Below are 24,932 nucleotides of genomic sequence, written 5' to 3'. Positions count from 1 at the left end.
GAATTATTCTTTTTGAAATGGTCGCGCTGCATGGGGCGGGCGGCGCGAATGAATTGCCCATTATAGAAAGAGATGACAACCGTATGTGCGCAAAGCGAACGATATTCAGGCTGGCGGCGTAGAATGGCGGCTTCCCCTATTGTTGCCGCCTCGATGACCATCCTGCTTTCCACTCTGAACGCCCGTTACACGCACGCATCGCTGGGTTTGCGCTATCTGCAGGCGAACATGGGCGAGTTGCAAAGCGTGACGCAATTGCAGGAATTTGTGATCGGCGCGCGCACCACCGATATGGTCGAGAAGCTGCTCGCACAGCAGCCGCGCATCATCGGTTTTGGCGTCTATATCTGGAACGTTGAAGAAACCACCAAGCTGGTCGCCCTGCTCAAGCGGGTCGCGCCCGAGGTCGTGATCGTGCTCGGCGGGCCGGAAGTATCCTACGAATCGAACGAGCAAAGCATCGTGCAGATGGCCGACTATCTGGTGACGGGCTGGGGCGATGTGACCTTCCCCGCCTTGTGCAAACAGATTTTGCACGGTCCCAAGCCCTTGATGAAAACGCATGCCGGCGTGCAGCCGCCGCTGGCGGAACTGACGATGCCGTATCAGTTGTACACCGATGAAGATATTGCGCATCGCACCCTGTACGTGGAAGCATCGCGCGGCTGCCCTTTCAAATGCGAATTCTGTTTGTCGGCGCTGGACAAGACTGCCTGGCCTTTCGATATCGATGACTTCCTGCAGCAGCTGGAAACACTGCATGCACGCGGTGCGCGCCTGTTCAAGTTTGTTGATCGCACCTTCAACCTGAATATCAAGACCAGTTTGAAGATCATGGATTTCTTCCTGGCCAAGCTGGCCGCGCATCCCGAGGATCCGGTCTTTGCCCACTTTGAAGTGGTGCCCGATCATCTGCCCGATGCCTTGAAAGAAGGCATCATGAAATTCCCGGCCGGCACCCTGCAGTTTGAAATCGGCATCCAGAGCTTCAATCCTGAAGTGCAGGCGCTGGTCAGCCGCAAGCAGAACAATGAAAAAGCCGCCGAGAACATACGCTGGCTGTGCGAGCACTCGCAAGCGCATATGCACGTCGATCTGATTGCCGGCCTGCCGGGCGAGGATGTGGCGAGTTTTGCGCGCGGCTTCGACAAACTGGTGGCACTGCAACCGCATGAAATCCAGTTCGGTATCTTGAAGCGCCTGCGCGGCACGCCCATCATTCGCCACACGCAGGAATACGGTCTGGTGTTTGATCCGCATCCGCCTTACACAATTCTGGCAACCGATCGCATCGCCTTCAACGAGATGCAACAGCTGGTGCGCTTCGCCCGTTACTGGGATCTGGTGGCCAACTCGGGCCGCTTCACCAACACGCTGCCGCTGATCCTGGGCGCATCCTTTTCGGATTCGCCATTTGCCAATTTCATGCAATTATCGAACTGGTTGTACGCAACGACAGACGCGACTAATCGCATTGCGCTGGAGCGACTGGCCGTGCTGGTGGCGAAATGGCTGGTCAGTATAGGGATGGAAGAAGAACAGGTTGCGGCGGTGTTGCGCAGCGATTATGCGGGGCAGGCGAACACCAAACTGAAGACGCAGGCGAACAAGAAGGCGGAACACACGGCAGAGAAAAAAGCCGAGCATGCCGCCTTGCCGCAACGTCAGGCGCGGCACATGGCGGTGTGATTTCCAGAGTGGCGGGGATGCGTTTTGATGAGGCTTGATGCAATTAATTAGCGCTGCGGTTTCAGGCAGCGTGCTTGCGCCAGCCCTCTATCAGTTGCAGGCAAACCGGATCGACGGTTTCAAGCGGCATGGTTTTTTGCCGATGGAAGATCATCAGCGCATACAACTTCGCCAGTCCGTTGACTTCCGGCGATAGCGCACGTTCTTCACCGGTTGATGGGCGTTCGGTGCGCCAGTAGTTGATAACCTGTTCCAGCTCGGGCAATGTGATTTCCATGGAGTTATTGTACGCGTGGCTATGGTTGGGGATAAAACGGATGCGTTAAAGTCTGGGCAGACTTGCACTGAAGAAAAGTTTCCGTTCTTTCGCCTGACGCTTGAACAGTTTGATTTGCCGGTTTCCAAATTGGTTCTGTCACCGACGTCGTTATTGATATTGCTTCTGTCACCATGAATACTGCTTTCGACATTAAACGATTCTTTCCTTTCCTGCGCTGGCCGCGGCCTACACTGTCATCGCTGAAAAACGATGCCTGGGCCGGCTTGAGCGTCGGCATGGTGCTGATCCCGCAAGCCGTTGCCTATGCAACATTGGCCGGCATGCCGGCTGCGACCGGTTTGTATGCAGCATTGATTCCCAGCCTGATCGGTGTGCTGTGGGGGTCCTCAGCCTTGCTGGCGGTCGGGCCTGCTGCCTTGTCCAGCCTGCTGGTATTCGGCTCGCTGTCTTCACTGGCGGTACCGGCATCCGAACAATGGGTGGCGCTCGCCATCTGGTTGTCCATCTACTCCGGGGCGATACAATTTCTGCTGGGCGCATTCCGCCTTGGTCGTCTCAGCAATCTGGTCTCGCAGCCCGTAATCGTGGGCTTCATCAATGCGGCGGCTATCATCATCATGATGTCGCAACTGCCCACACTGTTTGGTGTCGTGGATCTATTCAGCACGCATCCGGTCGCGGTCGTCGAACGCGTGATGGATGCACCATCGCATATGTTGATGACGAGCGCGTTTGGCTTGGGTACCTTGCTGCTGCTTGCATTGAGTAAACATTTCTTGCCGCGCTTTCCGAGCCTGCTGTTCATTACGATACTGGCGACCGCACTGAGCTGGGCGCTGGATTATTCGGCCGCCGGCGGTGAAGTGGTCGGTGAAATAGCGCGTGGTTTGCCGCCGCTGGTGTGGCCCTCGTCGATTTCTTTCGAGCATCACCGCGAGCTCTGGTCAGCCGGCCTGGTGCTGGCGCTGATCAGCTTTACCGAGGCGATGTCGAGTTGCCGCGTGCTGGCGCGCAAGCGGCGCGAACGCTGGGATGAAAACCAGGAATTGATAGGCCAGGGTTTGGCAAAAGTGGCGAGTGGATTTTCCGGCGCCTTCCCTGTCAGCGGTTCCTTCTCGCGCTCGGCACTCAATCTGTATGCGGGTGCGACTAGCGCATGGGCGACCGTGTTTACGTTGATTTGCGTGCTGATTTGCCTGCTGTTTTTCACCGATCTTTTATATTATGTGCCGCGCTCGGTACTGGCGGCGCTGATCATCATGCCGGTATTCAGCCTGTTTGATTTTGGCGCATTCAAGCGACTGCTTACCATTTCGCGTGACGATGGCGTGATTGCGATCGTGACCTTCATTGTGACGATCGCCGCGATGCCGCGTCTGCATTGGGGCGTGATGGCCGGCATCGTGCTGACCATGGTGTCTTATCTGTATCGCCACATGCAGCCGCGCATCATTGAAGTCAGTGAGCATGCGGATGGCACCTTGCGTGACCGTCAGCGTTTCGATTTGCCGCGGCTGGCGAATGATATGCTGGTAGTGCGTATCGATGCCGCGTTGAATTTTCTGACTGGCGGTGCACTTGATCACTTCGTGGTCGAACAATGCAGTCGCGACCCGCATATCAAGCGCTTGCTGCTATGCGTAGGTTCCGTCAACGATATCGATGCGACCGGTGTCGATACGCTGGAATCGTTGCAAATTACTTTGAGAAGCATGGGCATCGATCTGTATGTTTCCGCCATCAAAAAGCAGGTGTGGGATGTGTTGGAAGATGCCGGCTGGATACAGGAATTGAAACACGATCACATTTTCATGACTGATCGCGAAGCCATCTTGGCGCTACGTTCTGCGCCGTTGGCTGATTGAGCGATACCACTGCCTGCGCTTTGCCATTTCGCTATCATTATGAATTTCACGCGCATTCAGTGGTCCAATTAATTGCCTGCTTGATTTGGGCGTTTTCATGTCCATGGGCATGTTTTATGTTGCAACAGGAGTAGTTATTTCATGCGTCGCAGTCGTTTTTTCAAACATATTCCGACATCCGAGAGTATTCAGGAAAATCGTTTCCTGAAACCCTTCAGTCGCTATCTGCATCATCATTTTCTGTGGCAGTTCAACCGCCGTGGTGTGGCTGGCGGGTTGGCCGTCGGCTTGTTTGTCGGCATCCTGATTCCTTTTGCACAAATACTGTTTGGTACCGTAGGTGCCATCGTGGCGCGCGTCAATTTGCCGATCGCGGCATTTGCCACCTTCGTGACCAATCCTTTTACTGTGCCGCCGCTGTATTACGCCGCCTATCGCCTGGGTAAATTCTTGATCGGGTCGGATGACGCCTCCAAGGGAGTGGCCCTGGGCTCGGGCATGTTCAATAAAGTCGTTAATGAGCAAGGGGAAGTCAGTAATTGGTTCGACAACCTGCTCGCCTGGATACAAACCGTAGGACCGGAATTGATGACAGGTCTGGCGATCATTGCGACCGTGTCGGCGCTGGCCGGATATGTATTGGTAAATGTCATGTGGCACTTGCAGGCACGCTATCGCTGGCACAAACGCGCTTCGCGCTAATTCCGTGCTTGAGTAGTGAGAATTCTGAATATCCTGAGTCTTCTGAATATTTTAACCATCAGCTGTTGAAGCGTATCAATAGCGATGCATGATTAGATAAGAAACGGCCGGCATCTCGCGTGAGATGCCGGCCGTTTTTGATTTTACCGATTGGTGTATTTACGCTTATTCAGCTTTTTGTTCTTCTGAATAAGATGCATGCAAATGCACAGGCTTGGCTTTGCGCATGCGGATATTGATCAGCTCCACGACCAATGCAAAAGCCATCGCGCTATAGATGGTCGCTTTGGGCACATGGTAATCAAATCCTTCAGCAATCAATACCACGCCGATCGCCACCAGGAAGGCCAGCGCCAGGATCTTGATTGAAGGATGACGCGACACGAAGCGGCCTATCGGTCCGGCAAACAGCATCATCAAACCGACCGATGCAATCACTGCCGCCACCATTACTTCGATGTGATCGACCATGCCGACTGCGGTGATGATCGAATCTAGCGAGAACACCATATCGACCACCATGATTTGCAAAATGACGGCAGTGAAGGTTGCCTGCACCGCGCTGGATGCGTGGCCTTCTTCACCTTCCAGCGCTTGATGGATTTCGCCGGTGCTCTTCCATATCAGGAATAGCCCACCGCCTATCAGGATCAAGTCTCGCCCGGAAATTTCCTGATTCAGCACGGTGAACAGCGGTTCGACCAGGCCGACTATCCACGCCAATACCATCAACAAGCCGATGCGCATGAACATCGCAATGAACAGTCCCAGCTTGCGCGCAAACTCGCGACGTTCTACCGGTAACTTGTCGACCAGAATGGAAATAAAAATAATGTTATCGATACCGAGCACCAGTTCCAGCGCGGTGAGGGTAATGAAGGCCAGCCAGATTTGCGGATCGGCGATGAGTTCGAGCATGGACAATTCTCCAGTGACATTCAATATAAAAAAGGAAGACGATTCTTCATGCAGCAAGGGCATTACGTGTTGGCAGTTGTCTCCGGCAATTGCTATTTTTCGTTAACGTTTTCTTGAGATTTGTAATGATCGATAACGTATTTCAACATTAGCAGTGCAATGGAACATTGGCAACGGTCGGCCACAAGATCGTGTCGTATCGATGTCATTCATGCGACAGATCGCGACGCTATGTTCGCGCTGGATGCGGGCATCATGCAATTGCCTGATCCTCAATTTAAAATAGGCGCTGTTATCCAACCGGCATTTCGTATTCGACCAACATGCATATATTCACTTACGGTTCACTGATGTTCCCGCAAATCTGGCAGCGCGTCGTGCGTGGCAATTATCGTTCTGCGCCTGCGACCGCATCAGGTTACGCACGCTATGCGCTGGCCGACGACACCTATCCCGGCATGATTGCCCGTCCGCAAACGACAGTGGAAGGCGTGCTTTACTTCGATGTGGATGCGCACGATGTCGCCGCGCTGGATGCATTCGAAGGTAATGAATATAGGCGGGACCAGATAGATGTTGTGATAGATTCAAGCGAAATCGTGATAGCGTGTACTTACATATATATGGCGGAGCAAAGACTTTCCAGTTTGCCGTGGGAGCCGCAGGCGTTCCAGATGTCGCGTTTCATAGGCTCTTATTGTCGCGACAAATTGGGCGGTTGAACGCTGGCTAGCCAGTATAATTCGGCCTACGTTTATTCCAATTCAAGGCGCGGTCTTGCACCGTCAGAAACAAATCCATGCTCGCAGCACAAAAACAACGCATCACCGAACTCTTCCAGGCCGCAGTCGCACCGCTGGTCACAGGCACTGAACTCAATCCGACCGTTACGCTGGAGCGCCCGCGCGATCCGTCGCACGGCGACGTTGCCTGCAACCTGGCGATGCAAATTGCCAAGCCGCTCAAAAAGAATCCACGCGAAGTCGCGCAGGCGCTGGTCGCCGCCCTTCTCGACAATCCGGCCAATCGCGATTTGATCGAATCGGCAGAAATCGCCGGTCCCGGCTTCATCAACCTGCGCCTGACCGCCGCTTCGCGCCAGGCCGTCGTCAAAACCGTGTTGCAGCAAGGTGCGCAATACGGCAAGAGCAAGCTGGGCGCAGATAAAAAAGTCATCATCGAATTCGTCTCTGCCAACCCGACCGGCCCGCTGCATGTCGGTCACGGCCGTCAAGGCGCTTTGGGCGATGCAATGTCATCGCTGTTCGACGCACAAGGTTATGCAGTCACCCGCGAGTTTTATTACAACGATGCCGGCGTGCAAATCGCCACGCTCGCGACCTCGGTGCAGGCACGCGCCAAAGGTTTAAAGCCGGGTGTCGATGGCTGGCCCGAGTCGGCATACAACGGCGACTACATTCAAGACATCGCCAATGATTTCATCGCGCAAAAAACCGTCTCCGCCAGCGATGGCCTGCCGGTCACTGCCAGCGGCAATATCGATGATATCGAATCGATACGCGCTTTCGCAGTCGCTTACCTGCGCCGCGAACAGGATCTGGATTTGCAGGCGTTCGGCGTCAAGTTCGATAACTACTATCTCGAATCATCGTTGTACAACGATGGCAAGGTTGCGAAGACAGTCGATGCCCTGATCAAGGCCGACAAAACTTATGAACTGGATGGCGCGCTATGGTTGCGCACCACCGATTATCGCGATGACAAAGATCGCGTGATGAAGAAGACTGACGGCACCTACACTTATTTCGTGCCTGACGTCGCCTATCACACAGTCAAATGGCAGCGCGGCTTTACGCAGGCGATCAACGTCCAGGGCAGCGATCACCACGGCACCATCGCGCGCGTACGCGCAGGGTTGCAGGCGCTCGATATCGGTATCCCACAAGGCTATCCGGATTACGTCTTGCACAAGATGGTCACCGTGATGAAGAACGGCGAGGAAGTGAAAATCTCCAAGCGTGCCGGTTCCTACGTCACCTTGCGCGATCTGATCGAATGGTCGAATGGCGAAACCGCAGAAGGCGAAGCACGCGATTTAACCCGCGGCCGCGACGCTGTGCGTTTCTTCCTGATCTCGCGCAAGGCCGATACCGAATTTGTGTTCGACGTCGATATCGCCCTGACGCAAGGCGACGAGAATCCGGTCTACTACGTGCAATACGCACACGCCCGCATCTGCTCGGTGCTGAAGCAGGCCGAAGGCAGCGACTTCGATGAAGCGGCATTGGTCGATGTCGATCTGTCGCCATTGACGGCCCCGCGCGAAGCATCGTTGCTCGCCAAGCTGGCCGAATATCCAGAGACTTTGCAAAAAGCGCTGGAAGAACTCGGCCCGCATCAAGTCGCATTTTATTTGCGCGACTTAGCAGGCGAATTGCATAGCTACTACAATGCAGAACGCGTGCTGGTGGATGACGTCGCCTTGAAGATGGCGCGCATTGCCCTGATGCATGCAACCCGCCAAGTATTACGCAACGGTCTGGCTTTGATCGGCGTTTCGGCACCGACCCGGATGTAACAGGAAATTTATGACCAAGAAGAACAGTAAAGCGAAAAGTAAAAAGCAGACAGGCGGCACGCTACTCGGTTTGATCGTCGGTTTGATACTCGGCCTCGGCATTGCCATCGGCGTGGCGATGGTGATTTACAAGACGCCGCTGCCGTTTACCAACAAGGGTGGTCAGTCCGACCGCGCGGTACCGGCCAGCAATGAGTTGAGCGATCCGAACAAACCGCTGTACGGCAAAAAACCGCCAGCCAAGGAACCGGTGCCGGGCGCGCCAGCGCCTACCGTGACGGAAGAAACCATCAAGCCGCCGGTGGTTGACAAGGCCACGGCCGCAAAAGAAAAAGCGCAGCAAAAAGTCGAGGCCGCCAAAACCGAAGCCGCCAAAGCCGAAAGCGCCGATGAAAAATGGATCTACTATCTGCAAGCCGGCGCCTTCGGTGCCATGGCCGATGCAGAAAACATGAAAGCCAAACTGGCATTGATGGGCTTTGAAGCCACCGTGTCTGAAAGGCAGGCAGAAACCGGCACGCTGCACCGCGTGCGCATCGGACCTTTCGGTCAGCTCGAAACAATGAACCGAGTGCGCACAAAGTTGTCTGAGAATGGTGTCGATGTCGCCGTTGTGCGGATCGGCAAATAAGCGCAGGCAAACGCACTTAGTGGCACTTAGTGTCAGGTAGTTGCAAGCAATTGTAAGTAGTGGCAAGTACGTCGAACAATAATCGAAAGGGAATACCATGCGTTTTATTCAACATCTGTTGGCCGTAGCAACCCTGAGCCTGATGGCGGCAACCGCAGGCGCGTCGCCGGCCGCACCTGTCAACGGTACCGATTACCGCACACTGGAAAAAGCGCAGCAAACCGACAGCGGCAAAAAAGTCGAAGTCACCGAATTCTTCTGGTACTCCTGCCCGCATTGCGAAGCGTTCGATCCTTCGCTTGGCGCCTGGGTAAAAAAGAATGCCGACAAGATCGTCTTCAAGCGCGTGCCGGTCGCCTTCCGCGATTCATTCATCCCGCAACAAAAGCTGTACTACACGATAGAAGCATTGGGTCTGGTTGACAGCCTGCACCCGCGCGTTTTCCGTGCGATCCATGTCGAACGTCAAATGCTGGATACCGATAAACAGATCCTCGACTTCATCGCCAAGCAAGGGATAGACGTGAAGAAATTCACCGAGACCTATAACTCCTTCGGCGTACAAACCAAGGTCAGCCGCGCCACGCAATTGCAGGCAGCGTACAAGGTGGATGGCGTACCCATGATCGCGGTCGACGGCCGTTATGTCACCTCGCCATCGATCGTTGGCGCAAAGCTCGGCAATCGTCCGGAAGCGGTGTTGCATGAAGCGACCCTGCAAGTGATGGATCATCTGGTTGCCAAGTCGGCCAAGTAATTTGCAGCAGTGTTGAATAAATGCGGCTGCTGAAATTTTCAGCAAGCACGTAGAACAAGAAGTCCGCAACTCGCAAGAGGGCGGACTTTTTATTTTGAGTTGATTTGGAAACGATGGGAAATGCCATGCAAGCAAAACGAGTCTTCATCACAGGCGCCTCCAGCGGCCTCGGCGCAGCCCTGGCGCGACAGTATGCGAGCGAAGGCGCAATGCTGGGTCTGGTCGCACGGCGCGGCGAAGTCTTGCGTGAGCTCGCTGCCAGCCTGCCGAACGCAGAACGCCATCGCGTGTATGCACTCGACGTCAACGACAGCGCTGCACTCGCCGATGCCGCCGCCGACTTCATCGCCGTCGCACAAGGCATAGACATCGTCATCGCCAACGCCGGCATCTCGCGCGGCACACTGACCGAATACACGGAAGACCTGCAAGTCTTCGAGCAGGTTTTCGCCACCAACGTCACTGCAACTGTCGCCACCTTTGCGCCCTTCATCGCAACGATGAAGGCGCAAGCGGCAGCGGGGCAAACTGGATGTCGGTTGGTCGGCATAGGCAGCGTTGCCGGCATACGCGGCTTGCCGGGTGCAGGTGCCTACAGCGCGTCAAAAGCCGCCGTCATTACTTATTGCGAATCGTTGCGGGTGGAATTGAAGAAGGATGGCATCAAGGTCGTCACGATTGCGCCTGGTTATATCGATACGCCTATGACGCAGGTGAATGATTATGCGATGCCGTTTTTGCTGCCGGTTCAGACGTTTGCTGAACGGGCGGTGGCGACTATAGCTGCGGGTTGCAGTTATCGGGTGATTCCTTGGCAGATGGGTTTTGTCGCTAAGCTGCTGAGGTTGTTGCCGAATTTTGTTTATGATTTTTTGTTTGCTAATGCTCCAAGGAAGAAGCGAGATTCTTAAGTTGAAGGGAGTGACAACAATTTAAGAAAAAATTAAAGAAACATCCCATAAATATGGGATTGCTGGGAGGGTGGCGCACGCTTACCTTTTGTTCCCAATATTGAAGAAATGTTTGGAAACATCCTTCATTTTTGTATTCATTTTCCTATAGAAATCCTCTTTCTATGGTTATTAGTATGCCGAACTTAACTCAATAAAAATTAAATGGATCAGGCTATTCAACCAATCAATATTGCCGGAGCAACGATAGTTGTTCAGCTCTTTACAATTATTATCATCGCCATTGGCAGCGCAATTATGAAAGGAGGGATACAGGATATTTCAGTTTATGACTCGCTGTATCCTCGCGCTGCTTATCAAAGAGTTGATGGCGACATTATTTGGTTTGCACTTTTGTCCTTTGTAGTTATCGTAATGTCGGCGCAATTTTTTCCTACGTGGAAGCCTATTCTGGGCGATATGTCTATGTACCCGATTGCAGAGGGGATAACGTTTCCTCTTTTGTTTTGTATTGACCTAATCTTCGTTACAAGGATCATTGCCCTTTCGGGTGGAGCAAAAAGTAGTCCTTTCTCGGCGATTCTTTTTATGCTGCCAGGACTCGCGATTTTTTTGCGTCAGCCACCAACATTATTTTTGATTTATACGTTGTTTGCAATTTTACTTTTCATTTTTTTATCCTCATCTATATTTCCTGGATTCGAGCAAGAAAGAAATCCCCGATACACCCGAGCATTTCGGATCGTAAATATTCTTTGCCTCGTTTTAACAACGATTATTGGATACATTACAAGGCCAGTAATTGTCGAGTAACGTATGACGGGTCAAAAAAAGAAATCAATTTAGTAGAAACTATAAAAAATGAATGTCGATCAAAATTTGAGTAAATGGGATGAGCTCTTACTCATAAATGCACGGTGGGAAAATCTCTTACTGGGAAACGGTTTTAGTACTAACGTTTGGCATAAATTTAGCTATGACTCTCTCTATGCCTTGGCACAAAAAGAGGAAATTGGTGAGAAGCTAACAGTACAAAGCATTGCATTATTTGATCATTTGCTAAGTTCAAACTTTGAGGATGTACTGAGAGTTCTTCATCATGCAATCTTGGTGGATGAACAACTTGATTCGCCACAAAGAGACAGAATTAATGAGCTTTATAAAAATACAAAAAATGCGTTATCTGCTTCGGTAAATTTTTCTCATTTGCCACCTGGTCAAGCGAATATGCAAGAAATAAGTAGCCAACTTGCGCCCTTCTCAAAAATATTCACCACAAATTATGACTTGATAATTTATTGGGCAATCATGTCCCATAACACAGATCATTTCAGGGATCTTTTTTGGGGACAGGAAAATTCATTCAACATAGGCAATGCAGGTGTAATGGCACGTAAATCGGCAATTTATTACCTTCATGGCGCTATTCATCTAGTTGAGTTGGAAGATGGAACAACAAGAAAATTAACCGTTAATGGGGATGCAACGCTGGCGGATCTCTTTGATTTAAAGCATCCCGAAAAATTTCCACTATTTGTTAGTGAGGGTTCATCTGAGTGGAAACTGTCAAAAATCAGAAGAAATGATTATTTGCGTCATGCCTACGAAAGATTGTGCGACGCGAGAGGAAATTTAGTGGTGTTAGGCCATTCGCTTCATAAAAATTATGATCAACACATCATTGATGCAATAAAAAGAAGTCCAATTGAGTGCGTGGCAATTAGTGTATGGCCAGAACAAACACCTCCTGAAATTATTTCTTTTAAGGCGCGTTTGCTAGAGGAATTTCATATGAAACAATTATTATTTTTTGACTCGAAGTCTCACCCTTTGACTTCTAGCGAGTTAAGAGTCCATTAGATTCCCTGAACCTTGGTTTGAAATTACTGCTGGCGCCGATCACCATGAGTTCTTTGCTCTTGCAATTACTTCTTAAATCGAATAACTCCGTCCTTGCTATAGCTACGCTTCAAAACCCCATCAAACCAAAGTTTGTGCAAATGCGCCAACGCTTCTCCCAGAGCAAAACTCAATTGATGTGAATCCAGCTTGCGTACAAACATGATCGGCACGATGTCTGCTGCTGATTGTGGTGTGACGCAGGCATCCAGTACTTCTTGCAAACGCGCGGCGTGGTGATCGACGTACTGTTGGATGCGCGTATGCAAACCGCGAAAGGGTTTGCCGTGCGATGGCAGCACCAGTGTGTCGTCTGGCAAATCCTTGTACTTCAATAGTGAATCGAGAAATTGCTGTACCGGATTTGATTCCGGTTCTATCGCAAAGACCGAGACATTGGTCGAGATGCGCGGCAAGACCATGTCGCCGGAGATCAGTACATTCAATTCTTCACAATACAGCGACGCATGTTCGGGCGCGTGGCCGTAGCCGGTGATGATGCGCCATGTGTGTGCGCCTATGCGGACGTGTTGGGTGTCGTGTATGCGGGTGTAGGTCAGCGGCACGGCTGGCACCAGCGTCGGGTAGTAACTGCGGCGGCCTTCCAGTTCTTGCAGCATCTGCGGATCGGCGAGGCCGTGCAGTTTGAAGAAGGGAAACATCGCGGTGCCGTCCGCGCCCGGCAAGGCAGCCGACATCATGCGTGCAAATGCGTATTCGCCGGTGGTCATCCATAGCGGCACTTGCCAGCGATTGCAGATCCAGTCGGCGAGGCCGACGTGATCGGGATGGCAGTGCGTGCAGACGACGCGTATGACGGGCAGCCCTTCCAGTTGCGTGGCGAAGATCTGTTCCCAAGCGTCGCGCGTGGCGTCGTTGGCGATGCCGCAATCGATGATGGTCCAGCCTGTGACCGGGCCGTTGTCACTTTCGACAGTATCTTTCAGCAGCCACAGATTGATGTGGTTGAGCGCAAACGGCAAGCCCATGCGCAGCCACTTGACGCCGGGCGCGACCTCGAACGTGCTGCCTACGTCGGGCAAGATGTCGGCAAAAGGGTAGTTCAGTTGGGCTTCCAGCAGATTCATCGAGGTCTCGCGGTGGGGCAATACGGTTCACAATCCAGTCGGGCGCGCCTACAATAGCTTCCTTGGCAGCGTTTGAACGCGTTGAGTAGATGCAGCGTTGTTGTCGAACATTATTATCGAGCATCATTTTAAACGGTGCATTAGTGCTGCGCCCGAAGATTCCGTCGGGCAAGGCTGGCAAAGAAAGTATGGCAAAAGCACATCCCGCGGCGAGCGCCGCCTGCCCTTGCGGCAATCACAGCGGCAAAGACAGTTATGCGACTTGCTGCAAAGTTTTTCATGATGGCGCGGATGCGCCTGACGCAGAAGCATTGATGCGCTCGCGTTACAGCGCCTATGTGTTGGGCTTGATGCATTATGTGCATGCAACGTGGCACGCGACGACGCGCCCGCCCTTGACCGATTTTGCGCATGACGCAGCGACCAAATGGCTGGGGCTGGACGTGAAGAAGTTCGTGGCCGGCGAAACCGAAGCGACGGTGGAATTTGTCGCGCGCTCCAAAAGCGGTGGTCGCGCACAACGCCTGCATGAAGTCAGCCGCTTCGTCAAAGAAGACGGTCGCTGGTTTTACATCGATGGCGTGTTTCCCGAATAAATTGCAACGCGTGTGCAGTGGCAGGCGCGCTGAAATAAACAATACGAAATAATAACGGCGAGGTTGGACGCAATGCATCACACACCTGGCAAGCAAGACGATCTGGTCGCGCGCAGCCTGCGCAGCGTATGGCATCCGTGCACGCAGATGCAGCATCACGAAACGCTGCCGCTGATCCCCGTCAGCCACGGCCGCGGCGCGTGGCTGTATGACGTCAACGGCAATCGCTATCTGGATGCGATCAGTTCGTGGTGGGTCAATCTGTTTGGCCACGCCAATCCGCGCATCAATAATGCGTTGAAGCTGCAACTCGATTTGCTGGAGCATGCAATGCTCGCCGGCTTCACGCACGAGCCCGTGGTGCAATTGTCAGAACAGCTGGCCGCACGCACCGGCCATGTACTCGGCCACTGCTTTTACGCATCCGATGGCGCATCGGCGGTAGAGATTGCGTTGAAGATGAGCTTCCACGCATGGCGCAACAATGGCAAGCCGGCCAAGCGCGAATTCGTTTGCCTGAAGGGCAGTTATCACGGCGAAACCATAGGTGCGCTCGGCGTTACCGATGTGCCCATCTTCCGCGATGCCTATGATTCCCTGCTGCAGCATGCGCATGTGGTCGCCAGTCCGGATGCACGCGCCGCCGAGCCGGGCGAATCGGCGGCCGATGTCGCCCGTCGCGCGGCGAAAGAGTTGGAAAAATTATTGCAGGAGCGCGCACCGCATATCGCCGCCATCATCATCGAACCGCTGGTGCAATGTGCCACCGGGATGGCGATGCACGATCCCGTGTATCTGCAGGAGGTACGCTTGCTATGCGATCAGTATCAGATCCACATGATTGCCGATGAGATCGCAGTTGGCTGCGGTCGTACCGGTACTTTCTTTGCGTGTGAACAGGCGGCGATCTGGCCCGACTTTTTGTGTCTGTCGAAAGGCATCAGCGGCGGTTATCTGCCCTTGTCTCTGGTGATGACACGCGACGAGATATATCAATCCTTTTACGACCTCGATGTGAAGCGCGGCTTTTTGCATTCGCATTCCTACACCGGCAACCCACTCGCCTGTCGTGCCGCACTGGCGACGCTGGCGATTTTTGAAGAAGACGATGTCATCCACAGCAATCGCGCGGATGCCACGCATTTGACCAAGGCACTGGCACCGCTGGCGACGCATGAACAGGTGGCGAACTTCCGCCATCGCGGCATGATCTGGGCCTTCGATGCAGTGATCGATAGCCCGCAAGCGGCCGCGACGTTCTCGCAACGCTTCTTCTCGACCGCGCTGGAACATGAGTTGCTGTTGCGCCCCATCGGCAACACGGTCTATCTGATGCCACCGTATATTTTGAGCAGCGAGGAGATCGAAAGTCTCGCTGCGCGCGTGCAAACCGTTTTTGCAAAAGTGATGGCGGCATGAGCAAGTTGATTGCCGAACTCGATGCGCAGCTGGCGCACATTGATGCGCAAAGCCTGCGGCGTCGCCGTCGCGTTACAGAAACCCCATCCACGCCCCGTGTGCAAGTCGATGGCCGAGCGATGCTGGCATTTTGCAGCAATGACTATCTGGGTTTGGCCGCACATCCAAAAATCATCGCAGCCTTGCAGCAAGGGGCCGAACTCTATGGCGCTGGCAGTGGCGCATCGCATTTGATCAGCGGTCACTCGCGTGCGCATGCGCAGCTGGAAGAGCGACTGGCGCAGTTTGTCGCGCCGCAAATCGACAATGCGCGCGCGCTGTATTTCTGCACCGGCTATATGGCGAACCTGGCGATGCTGGGCGCGCTGGCCGGTAGCGACGCCGATCTGTTTTCCGAATCACTGAATCATGCGTCGCTGATCGATGGCGCGCGTTTGTCGCGCGCGAACGTGCAGGTTTATCCGCACGGCGATCTCGAAAAATTATCCGTCTTGCTCGCCGCCAGCACCGCCGTTAAAAAAATGGTGGTGACCGACAGCGTCTTCAGCATGGATGGTGATCTGGCCGATTTGCCGCGCTTGCTGGCTTTATGCGAACAGCACGACGCGTGGCTGGTGGTTGATGATGCGCATGGCTTTGGTGTGCTCGGTGCTGACGGGCGCGGCGTGCTCGAACATTTCAATCTGCGCTCGCCGAATCTGGTTTACATGGGCACGCTCGGCAAGGCGGCTGGCGTGGCCGGTGCCTTCGTCGCCGCGCATGCGAGCGTGATCGAATGGATGGTGCAGCGTGCGCGTCCCTATATTTATACAACGGCTGCACCGCCTGCCGTCGCGCATGCACTGCTGACCAGCCTGGATATCATTGAAGGTCCAGAAGGTGCAGCACGCCGGACGCAATTGCACAGCCTGATCGCGCAATTTTCACAAACCCTGCAATTGACCACATGGCAGACGATGGCATCCGCTACCGCGATTCAACCTGTCGTGATCGGCGCGAATGATGTGGCGATGCAAGTTGCGGCGAAGTTATATGAGCGTGGCTTCTGGGTGCCGGCGATTCGTCCGCCGACTGTGCCTGTCGGTACTGCGCGTTTGCGCGTGACGCTGTCGGCTGCGCATACGGCTGACGATGTCGCGCAACTGGTCGATATGCTGCAGCAACTTGAAAAGGAAATCTGACGTGAATAAATCTGTGACAGCGTCTTTCAGTTGTTTCGTCACCGGCACCGATACAGAAATCGGCAAGACGCTGATTTCGACCGCGATCCTGCATGCGCTGGTGCAAAGCGGGGTGCGGGCGGCTGCCATCAAATCCGTGGCGGCTGGCGCGCATCCGATTCAGACAGCCGATGGCGAGGTCTGGCACAATGACGACGCTGACGCTTTGGCGCAGGCGGCAAATGTGGTTTTGCCACGGAATTTGGCGGTTCCCTACCTGTTTAAAGCTGCTGCCGCGCCGCACGTTGCAGCCAAGTTGGAGAATGTTGCGATAGATATCGCGCACATACGCCGATGTTATGCACAAGTGGTTGAAATGGCGGATGCGGTCGTGGTGGAGGGGGTAGGCGGCTTTTGCGTACCCTTGTCGGATGATGCCGATACTGCAGATTTGGCCCAACAACTGGCATTGCCGGTCATAATGGTGGTCGGGCTGCGGCTCGGTTGCCTGAATCACGCTTTATTGACGGCCGATGCGATCGCCGCACGCGGTCTGAAGCTGGTGGGTTGGGTCGCCAATACCGTCGATGCTGGCATGGCATATGCTGGGGATAATGTGGAAGCATTGTCCGCCCGTTTGTCCGCACCGTTGCTGGGTTGTGTGCCGCGCCTTTCGGTTGATGATGATCAACAACATGCGCCCTTGCCTGCTGCAGCGGCTGCTTTTCTGGATTTTTCGTGTTTGCCTGGCTGGCCCAAGTCAGCCTGACAAACACTAGCTTTGAATTTTAGTCAGGAGTTTTTCTATGTCGTCGCAACCATCGTCGCAAGCAGTAACCTTCCAGGCGCCTGTCGCTCCTATCGTCCCGACCGCGTGGCCGGTGGATGATGTGCTCGCCTTGTTCAACCTGCCATTCAATGAATTGATGTTCCGTGCGCAAACCGTGCACCGCGAAAACTTCGATCCGTCAGAAGTGGAATTGGCGACCTTGCTGTCGATCAAAACCGGCGGCTGCCCGGAAGATTGCGGCTACTGTCCGCAAGCTGCACGTTACGACACTGGCGTGACTGCACAAAAGATTCTGCCTTTGGAAGAAGTATTGGCCGCTGCACGCGAAGCAAAATCGCACGGTGCGACACGTTTCTGCATGGGTGCTGCATGGCGTGAACCTAAAGATCGCGACCTGGAAAAAGTCGAAGAGATGGTGCGCGAAGTCAAGGCGATGGGCATGGAAACCTGCGCAACACTCGGCATGCTCGGCGAAGGCCAGGCTGAAAAGCTGAAAAACGCCGGCCTCGATTACTACAATCACAATCTCGATACCGCACCTGAATTTTATTCGAACGTGATCTCGACTCGCGATTACCAAAACCGTATCGACACGCTCGGTCGTGTGCGTGGCGCAGGCATCAAGGTTTGCTGCGGCGGCATCGTCGGCATGGGCGAATCGCGTTTGCAACGTGCTGGCCTGATCGCGCAATTGTGCAATATGGATCCATATCCTGAATCGGTGCCGGTCAACAATCTGGTGCAAGTCGAAGGCACGCCTTTGCACGGCACCGATCCTATCGATCCTTTGGAATTCGTTCGTACTGTCGCGGTTGCACGCATCACTATGCCTAAAGCACGCGTGCGTTTGTCCGCAGGTCGTCGCGAAATGGGTGAGGCGATTCAGGCACTGTGCTTCGTTGCTGGCGCGAACTCGATATTCTATGGCGACAAGTTGCTGACGACCGGCAATCCTGAAGCAGTAGCGGATCAAGAATTGCTGGAAAAACTCGGCATGCACACACGCAGCACCGCGATCGATGCGCGTTGCGATGTGACGCCGCAGTAATTAGAATTTGTGGTGTAGAGACGGCCGGTTGAATCTTCGACCGGCCGTTTTTCCATCTGAAACAAGTTTTTCCTTGCAGTAAATTCTTGCAGTAGAACTTGTAGCCAATTTCGTTTTGAATTCTGTTTTATCGAGGTCACTCAATTGATTTCTTCCAGCCTGCCCGCATCCGTCAAGATCATAGAAGTCGGCCCACGCGACGGTTTGCAAAATGAACAGCAAACCATCAGCGCCGGGGTCAAGATCGAGCTGGTCAATCGCCTGTCGCAAGCCGGCTTCGTCAATATCGAAGCAGCGTCGTTTGTGTCGCCAAAATGGGTGCCGCAAATGGCAACGTCATCGGAAGTGATGGCAGGCATTACGCGCAGGCCGGGCACGCTGTATTCGGCCTTGGTGCCGAATATGAAGGGCTTCGACGCGGCATTGGCGGCTGGTGTGGATGAAGTCGTGATCTTTGCTGCCGCATCGGAAGCATTTTCACAAAAGAATATCAATTGTTCGATTGCAGAATCGGTAGAACGCTTTCGCGATGTCGCACGCGCCGCCAAGGAAAATAATGTACGTTTGCGGGGTGCCTTGAGTTGCGCCTTCGGCTGCCCGTATCAGGGTGAAGTATCGGCTGATAGCGTAGCCAGCGTGGTGCAACAACTGCGCGATCTAGGTTGCGATGAAATTGACATCGCCGACACGATAGGCGTGGCGACACCGCGTCATGTGCAAACCGTGATGCAACGCGCAGCACAGGAATTCCCGATCGCCGGTTTGTCCGGTCACTTCCACGATACCTATGGCCAGGCGCTGGCGAATATTTACGCCAGCCTGGAAGTCGGCATCACGATTTATCATGCATCGGTCGCCGGTCTCGGCGGCTGTCCCTATGCCAAAGGTGCGACCGGCAATGTTGCGACTGAAGACGTGCTGTATATGATGCGCGGACTCGGGATAGTAACCGGCATTGATTTCGATGCGGTGGTCGATACCGGGCAATTCATTTCTGCGCAGCTGGGCCGCAAGGCGGTCAGTCGCGCCGGTAATGCGATGGCAGCGAAACGACTAGGCAATGCTGGCTGCGCCTGAACGCAGATGGATTTCAGTGCAGTGAGAAAGTGAAGCAGGCCTGAAGCTTCGACGTGCAGCACGGCTTGCAATACAACTTGCGATAAAAATTGCAATACGAATTGCAGTGGAATAAAAAACGGGATGCGCCGAATTGGCCGCATCCCGTTTTTATGTATGACACCGATTTATTTGTACAGTACGCCTGGCAGCCACATGCCGATTGCCGGAAAGGTATAGAGCAAAATCAAGGCAATGATCTGCAGCCCCATGAATGGCAGCATGCCAAGGAAAATTTGGTTCAGTGTCACATGCGGTGGTGCGACGCCTTTCAGATAAAACGCCGACATCGCAACCGGCGGCGACAGGAAGGCGGTTTGCAGATTCATCGCCACCAGCAATCCAAAGAAAAGCGGATCGACATCGAAGTGGGCAAGCAGGGGAATGAAAATCGGCATGAAGATCACGATGATCTCCGTCCATTCCAGCGGCCAGCCAAGGAGGAAGATGATCACTTGCGCGAGGATCATGAACTGCAAGGCTGTCAAATCCATCGACAGCACCCAGTCATTGATGATTTCCTGGCCGCCCAGCAATGCAAACGAGGCCGAGAATATGCTGGAGCCGACAAACAGCCAGCACACCATCGCACTGGTCTTGGTCGCCAGATAGGCAGATTCCTTGAGCATCGTAAAGTTGAAGCGCCGATACGCTGCCGCCAGCAAGATGCCGCCGAACGCCCCCATCGCTGCTGCCTCTGTCGGCGTTGCCAGACCGAACACGATGCTGCCAAGTACGGCAAGAATCATGAATGCCAGCGGAAACAGCGAGCCCAGCAGCATCTTGAAAATCTCCAGCCGCGCAAAAGTAAAAAACGCATAGAAGACAATCAACAGCGTCAGGCCGACCGCGAACGTGATCCAGTAATTTTGCGATGCACTTTTTCGTTCTGCCGGCGCAGCGGCTGCACTGGTTGTCGGGCTGGCTTCTCGCGGTGCCACCGAGGCTGGTGGTGCGGTTTCTTGCGATGGTTCTGCAAGCGTGCCATCCACCGGTGGTTCGGCCAGTGCTCCTTCCACTGATGGCTCGGCGAGTGATTCTTCTGCGGGTGGTTCACCGAAGCCGGTATCCGATGAGAATTCGTCGCCGGTAAAACTCTGAGATCCAGAACCCATCTCTACCAATTCCGTTTTGGCCGCATCGGGCGCAGTGACCATGCGATAACTCAAGCCCATCACCAGCGCAAAAGCCAATGCTGGCAAAAGGGCGATGAACAATTGCGACATCAGGGTACCAACGGAAACGTCGGCAGCACGCTTGCCCTTTAATGCGCCGAGCAAACCCGGCAGTGCTTTGTTGCTGATGTTGGTAGAAATATGCTCGGCAAAGACCGGTAAATTGACGTGGCGATCTGCTGCAGACAATGGCGGCGCCATACTGGGTTTGAGCTTTGCGAGAATAATCACATAGCCGATGTACAGCACCGCCAACATGATGCCGGGGATTAAAGCGCCAGCGTAGAGTTTGACTACCGATACGCCGGCAGTGGCACCGTACACGATCAAGAGCACCGAAGGCGGAATCAGGATGCCCAGACAGCCGCCTGCCGTAATTGATCCGGCTGCCAGCTGCGTGCTATAGCCGGCTTTCAACATGGCGGGCAAGGCCAGCAAGCCCATCAAGGTCACCACTGCGCCGACAATGCCGGTTGCTGTTGCAAACACGGCGCAGGTCACGATGGTGGCAACGGCGAGCGAGCCCGGCACACGTGCCATGGCAATGTGCAGGCTTTTGAACAGCTTCTCGATCAGGTTGGCGCGTTCAACCAGATAACCCATGAAGATGAACAGCGGGATAGAGATCAGCACATCGTTGGCCATGACCGAATAGGCGCGTTGCACCATCAAGTCCAGTGTTTGCTGTGTTGCCAGCGAGGGATCGCGACTATAAAACGCGAACCACGCAAACATCACGCCCATTCCCATCAGCGTAAACGCGGTAGGGAAACCGAGCATGATCGCAACCACTACCAGTGCCAGCATCAGCAGGCCGAGATGGCCGTTTGTCATGTTTTCCGGCGACGGCATCAGGATAAAAAGTCCGACCACAATGGCGACCAGAATGGAGAGTCCAAACCATACTTCTTTTCTCATTGCGGGCTCCCGGATTGTTTGATCACTAATTGATCCACGTCTGCGATATCGCCGTCTTGTACGTGCACCATCGCCTTCAGTTTATCGACGTCAACTTCTTCTACATCTTTTACGCGCGTTGGCCATTCGCCATCACGCAGACAAATGATGCAGCGAATGATTTCGACTACACCTTGTATTAGTAAAAGGACGCCCGAGATCGGGATGACCATCTTGAATGGATAGAGCGGCGGACCGTTGGCAGTGAGCGTGGAGTGCTCGTTGATGGCCAGAGATTCTGCAGCGTAGGTGTAACCGGCCCATACGAGCGCGATGACGCCGGGAATAAAGAAGACAAAGTAAAGTATGAGATCCAGTCCGGCTTGCAGCCGCGGCGGGAAGAAACCGTACAGTACATCGCCGCGCACATGGCCATTCTTTGCCAGCGTGTAAGCGCCGGCCATCATGAAGGCAGTACCATACATCATGATCATCAGATCGAATGACCAGGGATTGGGATGGTTGAGTACGTAACGTGAGAAGACTTCCCACGAAATGAGCAAGGTTAGCCCTACGATAAGCCAGGAAAATGCCTGGCCGACCCAGCTACTCACCTTGTCGATGAAAAATAAAATGTTCTGCATGACGACCTCCGAAGAAGAGACAAGTGACGTTGGTCGCTACGCGACGCCAGTCAGCGTTCATAAAATCCCGTCCAGATGAACTGGACGGGATTGTGTCGAACGTCGACGCGTCAGCCTTTCTTCGGTGCCGCTTTTTGCATGAAGTAGTGGTTGTAGGCCATGCGACGATTATTGTTGGTGTCCATGTCCCACTTCATTGCGCGTTCCGCAAAGGCGCGCTGTGATTTTTCCACCTCCTGGAAGAGTGCATTGTCGGCACCTTTTTTCTTGACGACGTCGTCCCAGATCTTCAGCTGCGTTTGCAGAATCGTGTCCGGCGTTTTGTAGAATTTCACGCCATCCTTGGTCTGCATGTCGCGATAATCCTTGGAATAGCGATCGATTGCTTTCCACGACATGTCGGCTGAAGCCGCTTCCACCGCATTGGAAATAATGGCCTTCATCTTCGGTGGCAATGCTTCGTACTTGGTCTTGTTGAAGCTGATCTCGAACTGCTCCGAGCTTTGGTGGAAGCTTTGCAGCATGCAGACCTTGGATACATCCGGGAAGCCAAGCAGGCGATCCGAGCTGGCGTTGTTAAACTCTGCGCCGTCCAGCAAGCCTCTATCCATGGCTGGTACGATCTCGCCACCCGGCAATGCATTCACTGCTGCGCCCATTGCGGTAAACAGATCAATTGCCAAGCCGTTGGTGCGGAACTTCAAGCCTTTGAGATCGTCGGTTTTGGTGATCGGCTTTTTGAACCAGCCCAGCGGTTGCGTCGGCATCGGGCCGCTGAGGAAGGAGGTGACATTGGCACCGATGGACGTGTAGAGCTTTTCCAGCAGTTCTTTGCCGCCGCCGTATTTATGCCATGCCAGTACCATGTTGGCGTCCATCCCGAATACCGGTCCGGATGTCCATAGTGCGATCGCACTTTGCTTGCCGTAGTTGTAACCCATCACGCCGTGACCACCATCCAGCGTACCTTTGGAAATCGCGTCCAGCAAGCCGAATGCAGGCACCACCGCACCGGCCGGCAGTACTTCAATCTTCAATTCACCGCCAGTCATGTCATTCACTTTTTTAGCGAAATCGAGGGCGTATTCGTGGAAGATATCCTTGCTTGGCCAGGTACTTTGGAAGCGCATCTGCGTCACGGATTGCGCCGTGGAGATCATCGGAAAACTGAGAGCGGCGGCAGCGGTGCCGGCGGTTGCTGTGCCCAGGAACTTGCGGCGAGCGGTGGTCTTGCTCTGATCGTGATTCTTCTTCATTGTGTATCTCCTTTTATATTTTTAGAAATAACGCTGATTCATCACCGACAGACAGCATCCATATGAAATGGCGGCCGGGCTGACGAGCCTAGAATGCGCCTTCACAGATAGATGTCAAGGTGCGATGCAACACGTTCCAGGTTTTTTCCTCAGTGATTTGATACTTGGGTGATGATGTCTCCTTCTTTTTTTGATGCGATGCCGTGATTCTTTGTGACGTCTTGCGCGTCTAGGGCAAAGCAGTAAAACAGCATGCTGGTACTGGGCAGGATGGTGTGCTGACGAAAAATACCGTTACCTGCATCAATCTTGATGGTGTGAGAATAGTGTCAGAGCCGACTTCATTTTTAAGCCAGCATGCTTATCTGGTTAAAATGACTTCACTATTTTCACGCGCTTGATCGACATGCCATTATTCGGGCCTTTCCCTTACGTGATGCTTACAGCAACGCCAACTAATGGAATCAGATGCAAACTATCGAATTGATACAAATTGGTGCATCGGGCTGTCCGCTGTCGGATGTCGGCGAACTCGATGACATCGCACAGCAGGTATGCGCCGCAACTGCCGCACTGTATCGCGTCACCGGGTTCGGGCCTCCATGGGTGGGCTATCTGGCGCGCCTCGATAAGCATCTGGTCGGTGCCTGCGCATTCAAGGCGCCACCGGCGGAAGGCAAAGTCGAGATTGGCTATTTCACGTTTCCCGATGCAGAAGGCCAGGGTGTGGCGACCTTGATGGTGCAGCAGTTGCTGAACATTGTGCGTGCAGAGAATCCGGCATTGACCGTGCGTGCTGAAACCGAAAATGAAGAGAATTCTTCGAATGCCGTTTTAAAGAAATTCGGCTTCAACCATGTAGGTACGGCCAACGACGCGGAAGATGGCGAAATTTGGTTATGGCAGTTAGCGGATGTCAATAAATCGCCGCAACCTGGAGTGGGATAAATAAATGTTTGAAATCAAGACTATCGCGCTGTTCATCGTTACAGCGATTGCCGAGATTGTCGGCTGTTATCTGCCGTATCTGTGGCTGCGCCACGCTGCGTCGGCCTGGCTGCTGATCCCCGCAGCGCTCAGCCTCGCGCTATTTGCGTGGTTGCTTACCTTGCATCCGGAAGCCAGCGGCCGTGTCTACGCCGCCTACGGTGGCGTCTACGTCAGTGCTGCTCTGGTTTGGTTGTGGGTCGTCGATGGCATCAAACCTTCCATATGGGATGCGGCGGGCGTTGCCTGCACCTTGCTGGGGATGGTCATCATCATGTTTGCCCCGCGTCATGCGTAGAAAGAAAGTGGATCCTGCAGAATTCGGCCGGCTGCTTGCCGACATTGATCTTTCAACAAACGAAGGCACGCTGCCGTCACCGTGTATCGGCATTTGCAGGGTGGATGCCAGCACTCGTTTTTGCGTAGGTTGCCTGCGCACCATAGATGAAATCGCGACATGGGGCGGTGCCAGTGAAGGCGACAAGCGCAGCATATGGACGGCGCTTCGACAACGCTACGATGCCAGCTTGTCCTGATGGCAAGATAGGCGCGAAATTAAATAATA

General features: G+C 53.8%; 25 protein-coding genes. 19 read left to right on the top strand and 6 right to left on the bottom strand.

Features of this window, described 5'->3' with window-relative positions; translation table 11 throughout:
• The first annotated feature begins 153 nt into the window (after positions 1-153).
• Positions 154-1,689: a B12-binding domain-containing radical SAM protein gene (locus tag ACFQO0_RS05935; RefSeq protein WP_382234045.1), complete on the top strand. Its 1,536-nt coding sequence runs from the start codon at positions 154-156 to the stop codon at positions 1,687-1,689.
• Between the two features lie 61 nt (positions 1,690-1,750).
• On the opposite strand, the gene ACFQO0_RS05930 is transcribed toward ACFQO0_RS05935, so the two are convergent.
• Positions 1,751-1,966 (bottom strand): DUF3717 domain-containing protein, encoded by a 216-nt coding sequence (locus ACFQO0_RS05930; protein ID WP_382233091.1) that lies wholly within the window; start codon positions 1,964-1,966, stop codon positions 1,751-1,753.
• 173 nt (positions 1,967-2,139) lie between these two features.
• Between ACFQO0_RS05930 and ACFQO0_RS05925 the strand changes: the two genes are divergently transcribed.
• Together ACFQO0_RS05925 and ACFQO0_RS05920 are read left to right on the top strand one after the other, a co-directional pair.
• On the top strand, positions 2,140-3,834 hold the full coding sequence (locus ACFQO0_RS05925) for a SulP family inorganic anion transporter (protein WP_382233090.1): 1,695 nt from the start codon (positions 2,140-2,142) through the stop codon (positions 3,832-3,834).
• 141 nt (positions 3,835-3,975) lie between these two features.
• The gene (locus ACFQO0_RS05920; RefSeq protein ID WP_382233089.1) at positions 3,976-4,536 is read left to right on the top strand and encodes a DUF2062 domain-containing protein; all 561 of its coding nucleotides are present in this window, start codon (positions 3,976-3,978) and stop codon (positions 4,534-4,536) included.
• A 165-nt stretch (positions 4,537-4,701) separates the two neighbouring features.
• Here the strand turns inward: ACFQO0_RS05920 and ACFQO0_RS05915 are convergent, their stop codons facing one another.
• Entirely contained in the window at positions 4,702-5,454 is a 753-nt protein-coding gene (locus ACFQO0_RS05915) for a TerC family protein (protein ID WP_382233088.1), read from the bottom strand.
• Positions 5,455-5,777: 323 nt separating this feature from the next.
• Between ACFQO0_RS05915 and ACFQO0_RS05910 the strand changes: the two genes are divergently transcribed.
• The 7 genes from ACFQO0_RS05910 (at position 5,778) to ACFQO0_RS05880 (ending at position 12,152) form a co-directional block, all read left to right on the top strand.
• Positions 5,778-6,176: a gamma-glutamylcyclotransferase family protein gene (locus tag ACFQO0_RS05910; RefSeq protein WP_382233086.1), complete on the top strand. Its 399-nt coding sequence runs from the start codon at positions 5,778-5,780 to the stop codon at positions 6,174-6,176.
• 77 nt (positions 6,177-6,253) lie between these two features.
• Positions 6,254-7,993 (top strand): arginine--tRNA ligase, encoded by a 1,740-nt coding sequence (gene argS, locus ACFQO0_RS05905; RefSeq protein WP_382233085.1) that lies wholly within the window; start codon positions 6,254-6,256, stop codon positions 7,991-7,993.
• A 10-nt stretch (positions 7,994-8,003) separates the two neighbouring features.
• The gene (locus ACFQO0_RS05900) at positions 8,004-8,624 is read left to right on the top strand and encodes an SPOR domain-containing protein (protein WP_382233084.1); all 621 of its coding nucleotides are present in this window, start codon (positions 8,004-8,006) and stop codon (positions 8,622-8,624) included.
• Positions 8,625-8,721: 97 nt separating this feature from the next.
• A complete protein-coding gene (locus tag ACFQO0_RS05895; protein WP_382233083.1) occupies positions 8,722-9,381 on the top strand; it encodes a thiol:disulfide interchange protein DsbA/DsbL in 660 nt (219 codons plus the stop codon).
• 125 nt (positions 9,382-9,506) lie between these two features.
• Positions 9,507-10,292, top strand: coding sequence for an SDR family oxidoreductase (locus ACFQO0_RS05890; RefSeq protein ID WP_382233082.1), 786 nt, complete (start codon positions 9,507-9,509; stop codon positions 10,290-10,292).
• Positions 10,293-10,496: 204 nt separating this feature from the next.
• Positions 10,497-11,105, top strand: a complete 609-nt coding sequence (locus ACFQO0_RS05885) for a hypothetical protein (RefSeq protein WP_382233081.1) — start codon at positions 10,497-10,499, stop codon at positions 11,103-11,105.
• 48 nt (positions 11,106-11,153) lie between these two features.
• Positions 11,154-12,152 carry a DUF4917 family protein gene (locus ACFQO0_RS05880; RefSeq protein WP_382233079.1) on the top strand — a complete coding sequence of 333 codons (999 nt, stop codon included), beginning with the start codon at positions 11,154-11,156 and terminating at the stop codon, positions 12,150-12,152.
• A 65-nt stretch (positions 12,153-12,217) separates the two neighbouring features.
• On the opposite strand, the gene ACFQO0_RS05875 is transcribed toward ACFQO0_RS05880, so the two are convergent.
• Positions 12,218-13,279, bottom strand: a complete 1,062-nt coding sequence (locus ACFQO0_RS05875; protein WP_382233078.1) for an MBL fold metallo-hydrolase — start codon at positions 13,277-13,279, stop codon at positions 12,218-12,220.
• 188 nt (positions 13,280-13,467) lie between these two features.
• On the opposite strand from ACFQO0_RS05875, the gene ACFQO0_RS05870 reads away from it, so the two are divergent.
• The 6 genes from ACFQO0_RS05870 to ACFQO0_RS05845 all read left to right on the top strand — a co-directional run bounded on the left by ACFQO0_RS05870 (position 13,468) and on the right by ACFQO0_RS05845 (position 19,369).
• A complete protein-coding gene (locus ACFQO0_RS05870) occupies positions 13,468-13,875 on the top strand; it encodes a YchJ family protein (protein WP_382233077.1) in 408 nt (135 codons plus the stop codon).
• 72 nt (positions 13,876-13,947) lie between these two features.
• Positions 13,948-15,294, top strand: coding sequence for an adenosylmethionine--8-amino-7-oxononanoate transaminase (gene bioA, locus ACFQO0_RS05865; protein WP_382233076.1), 1,347 nt, complete (start codon positions 13,948-13,950; stop codon positions 15,292-15,294).
• Positions 15,291-16,475, top strand: coding sequence for an 8-amino-7-oxononanoate synthase (bioF, locus tag ACFQO0_RS05860; protein ID WP_382233075.1), 1,185 nt, complete (start codon positions 15,291-15,293; stop codon positions 16,473-16,475). The genes bioA and bioF overlap by 4 nt, the downstream gene beginning before the upstream one ends.
• A 13-nt stretch (positions 16,476-16,488) precedes the next feature.
• Complete coding sequence (bioD, locus tag ACFQO0_RS05855) at positions 16,489-17,223, top strand: dethiobiotin synthase (RefSeq protein ID WP_382234043.1); 735 nt, start codon at positions 16,489-16,491, stop codon at positions 17,221-17,223.
• A gap of 37 nt (positions 17,224-17,260) precedes the next feature.
• A complete protein-coding gene (bioB, locus tag ACFQO0_RS05850) occupies positions 17,261-18,292 on the top strand; it encodes a biotin synthase BioB (protein WP_382233074.1) in 1,032 nt (343 codons plus the stop codon).
• Between the two features lie 144 nt (positions 18,293-18,436).
• A complete protein-coding gene (locus tag ACFQO0_RS05845; protein ID WP_382233073.1) occupies positions 18,437-19,369 on the top strand; it encodes a hydroxymethylglutaryl-CoA lyase in 933 nt (310 codons plus the stop codon).
• A 167-nt stretch (positions 19,370-19,536) separates the two neighbouring features.
• Here the strand turns inward: ACFQO0_RS05845 and ACFQO0_RS05840 are convergent, their stop codons facing one another.
• The 3 genes from ACFQO0_RS05840 to ACFQO0_RS05830 all read right to left on the bottom strand — a co-directional run bounded on the left by ACFQO0_RS05840 (position 19,537) and on the right by ACFQO0_RS05830 (position 23,380).
• Positions 19,537-21,501: a TRAP transporter large permease gene (locus ACFQO0_RS05840; RefSeq protein WP_382233072.1), complete on the bottom strand. Its 1,965-nt coding sequence runs from the start codon at positions 21,499-21,501 to the stop codon at positions 19,537-19,539.
• Positions 21,498-22,124: a TRAP transporter small permease subunit gene (locus ACFQO0_RS05835; RefSeq protein WP_382233071.1), complete on the bottom strand. Its 627-nt coding sequence runs from the start codon at positions 22,122-22,124 to the stop codon at positions 21,498-21,500. The genes ACFQO0_RS05840 and ACFQO0_RS05835 overlap by 4 nt, the downstream gene beginning before the upstream one ends.
• Positions 22,125-22,234: 110 nt before the next feature.
• Positions 22,235-23,380 (bottom strand): TRAP transporter substrate-binding protein, encoded by a 1,146-nt coding sequence (locus ACFQO0_RS05830; protein ID WP_382233070.1) that lies wholly within the window; start codon positions 23,378-23,380, stop codon positions 22,235-22,237.
• Positions 23,381-23,848: 468 nt separating this feature from the next.
• Here ACFQO0_RS05830 and ACFQO0_RS05825 point away from each other — a divergent pair, with 468 nt between their 5' ends.
• The 3 genes from ACFQO0_RS05825 to ACFQO0_RS05815 are packed head-to-tail and all read left to right on the top strand — an operon-like array spanning position 23,849 to position 24,903.
• Positions 23,849-24,328 (top strand): GNAT family N-acetyltransferase, encoded by a 480-nt coding sequence (locus ACFQO0_RS05825; protein WP_382233069.1) that lies wholly within the window; start codon positions 23,849-23,851, stop codon positions 24,326-24,328.
• A 4-nt stretch (positions 24,329-24,332) separates the two neighbouring features.
• Positions 24,333-24,665 carry a YnfA family protein gene (locus ACFQO0_RS05820; RefSeq protein WP_382233068.1) on the top strand — a complete coding sequence of 111 codons (333 nt, stop codon included), beginning with the start codon at positions 24,333-24,335 and terminating at the stop codon, positions 24,663-24,665.
• Positions 24,658-24,903 (top strand): DUF1289 domain-containing protein, encoded by a 246-nt coding sequence (locus tag ACFQO0_RS05815; protein ID WP_382233067.1) that lies wholly within the window; start codon positions 24,658-24,660, stop codon positions 24,901-24,903. The genes ACFQO0_RS05820 and ACFQO0_RS05815 overlap by 8 nt, the downstream gene beginning before the upstream one ends.
• The last annotated feature ends 29 nt before the right edge of the window (positions 24,904-24,932 follow it).

It is taken from the genome of Herminiimonas aquatilis (genome assembly GCF_042665175.1).
Classification (GTDB): Bacteria; Pseudomonadota; Gammaproteobacteria; order Burkholderiales; family Burkholderiaceae_D; genus Oxalicibacterium; species Oxalicibacterium aquatilis.
The sequence above is the reverse complement of the archived record's forward strand: the minus strand, read 5'-3'. Positions and strand labels throughout refer to the sequence as shown.

Coding starts and splice junctions, on each gene's coding strand:
- ACFQO0_RS05935 (WP_382234045.1), top strand. CDS start 154: ATGACCATCCTGCTTTCCACTCTGAACGCCCGTTACACGCACGCATCG.
- ACFQO0_RS05930 (WP_382233091.1), bottom strand. CDS start 1,966: ATGGAAATCACATTGCCCGAGCTGGAACAGGTTATCAACTACTGGCGC.
- ACFQO0_RS05925 (WP_382233090.1), top strand. CDS start 2,140: ATGAATACTGCTTTCGACATTAAACGATTCTTTCCTTTCCTGCGCTGG.
- ACFQO0_RS05920 (WP_382233089.1), top strand. CDS start 3,976: ATGCGTCGCAGTCGTTTTTTCAAACATATTCCGACATCCGAGAGTATT.
- ACFQO0_RS05915 (WP_382233088.1), bottom strand. CDS start 5,454: ATGCTCGAACTCATCGCCGATCCGCAAATCTGGCTGGCCTTCATTACC.
- ACFQO0_RS05910 (WP_382233086.1), top strand. CDS start 5,778: ATGCATATATTCACTTACGGTTCACTGATGTTCCCGCAAATCTGGCAG.
- argS (WP_382233085.1), top strand. CDS start 6,254: ATGCTCGCAGCACAAAAACAACGCATCACCGAACTCTTCCAGGCCGCA.
- ACFQO0_RS05900 (WP_382233084.1), top strand. CDS start 8,004: ATGACCAAGAAGAACAGTAAAGCGAAAAGTAAAAAGCAGACAGGCGGC.
- ACFQO0_RS05895 (WP_382233083.1), top strand. CDS start 8,722: ATGCGTTTTATTCAACATCTGTTGGCCGTAGCAACCCTGAGCCTGATG.
- ACFQO0_RS05890 (WP_382233082.1), top strand. CDS start 9,507: ATGCAAGCAAAACGAGTCTTCATCACAGGCGCCTCCAGCGGCCTCGGC.
- ACFQO0_RS05885 (WP_382233081.1), top strand. CDS start 10,497: ATGGATCAGGCTATTCAACCAATCAATATTGCCGGAGCAACGATAGTT.
- ACFQO0_RS05880 (WP_382233079.1), top strand. CDS start 11,154: ATGAATGTCGATCAAAATTTGAGTAAATGGGATGAGCTCTTACTCATA.
- ACFQO0_RS05875 (WP_382233078.1), bottom strand. CDS start 13,279: ATGAATCTGCTGGAAGCCCAACTGAACTACCCTTTTGCCGACATCTTG.
- ACFQO0_RS05870 (WP_382233077.1), top strand. CDS start 13,468: ATGGCAAAAGCACATCCCGCGGCGAGCGCCGCCTGCCCTTGCGGCAAT.
- bioA (WP_382233076.1), top strand. CDS start 13,948: ATGCATCACACACCTGGCAAGCAAGACGATCTGGTCGCGCGCAGCCTG.
- bioF (WP_382233075.1), top strand. CDS start 15,291: ATGAGCAAGTTGATTGCCGAACTCGATGCGCAGCTGGCGCACATTGAT.
- bioB (WP_382233074.1), top strand. CDS start 17,261: ATGTCGTCGCAACCATCGTCGCAAGCAGTAACCTTCCAGGCGCCTGTC.
- ACFQO0_RS05840 (WP_382233072.1), bottom strand. CDS start 21,501: ATGAGAAAAGAAGTATGGTTTGGACTCTCCATTCTGGTCGCCATTGTG.
- ACFQO0_RS05835 (WP_382233071.1), bottom strand. CDS start 22,124: ATGCAGAACATTTTATTTTTCATCGACAAGGTGAGTAGCTGGGTCGGC.
- ACFQO0_RS05830 (WP_382233070.1), bottom strand. CDS start 23,380: ATGAAGAAGAATCACGATCAGAGCAAGACCACCGCTCGCCGCAAGTTC.
- ACFQO0_RS05825 (WP_382233069.1), top strand. CDS start 23,849: ATGCAAACTATCGAATTGATACAAATTGGTGCATCGGGCTGTCCGCTG.
- ACFQO0_RS05820 (WP_382233068.1), top strand. CDS start 24,333: ATGTTTGAAATCAAGACTATCGCGCTGTTCATCGTTACAGCGATTGCC.
- ACFQO0_RS05815 (WP_382233067.1), top strand. CDS start 24,658: ATGCGTAGAAAGAAAGTGGATCCTGCAGAATTCGGCCGGCTGCTTGCC.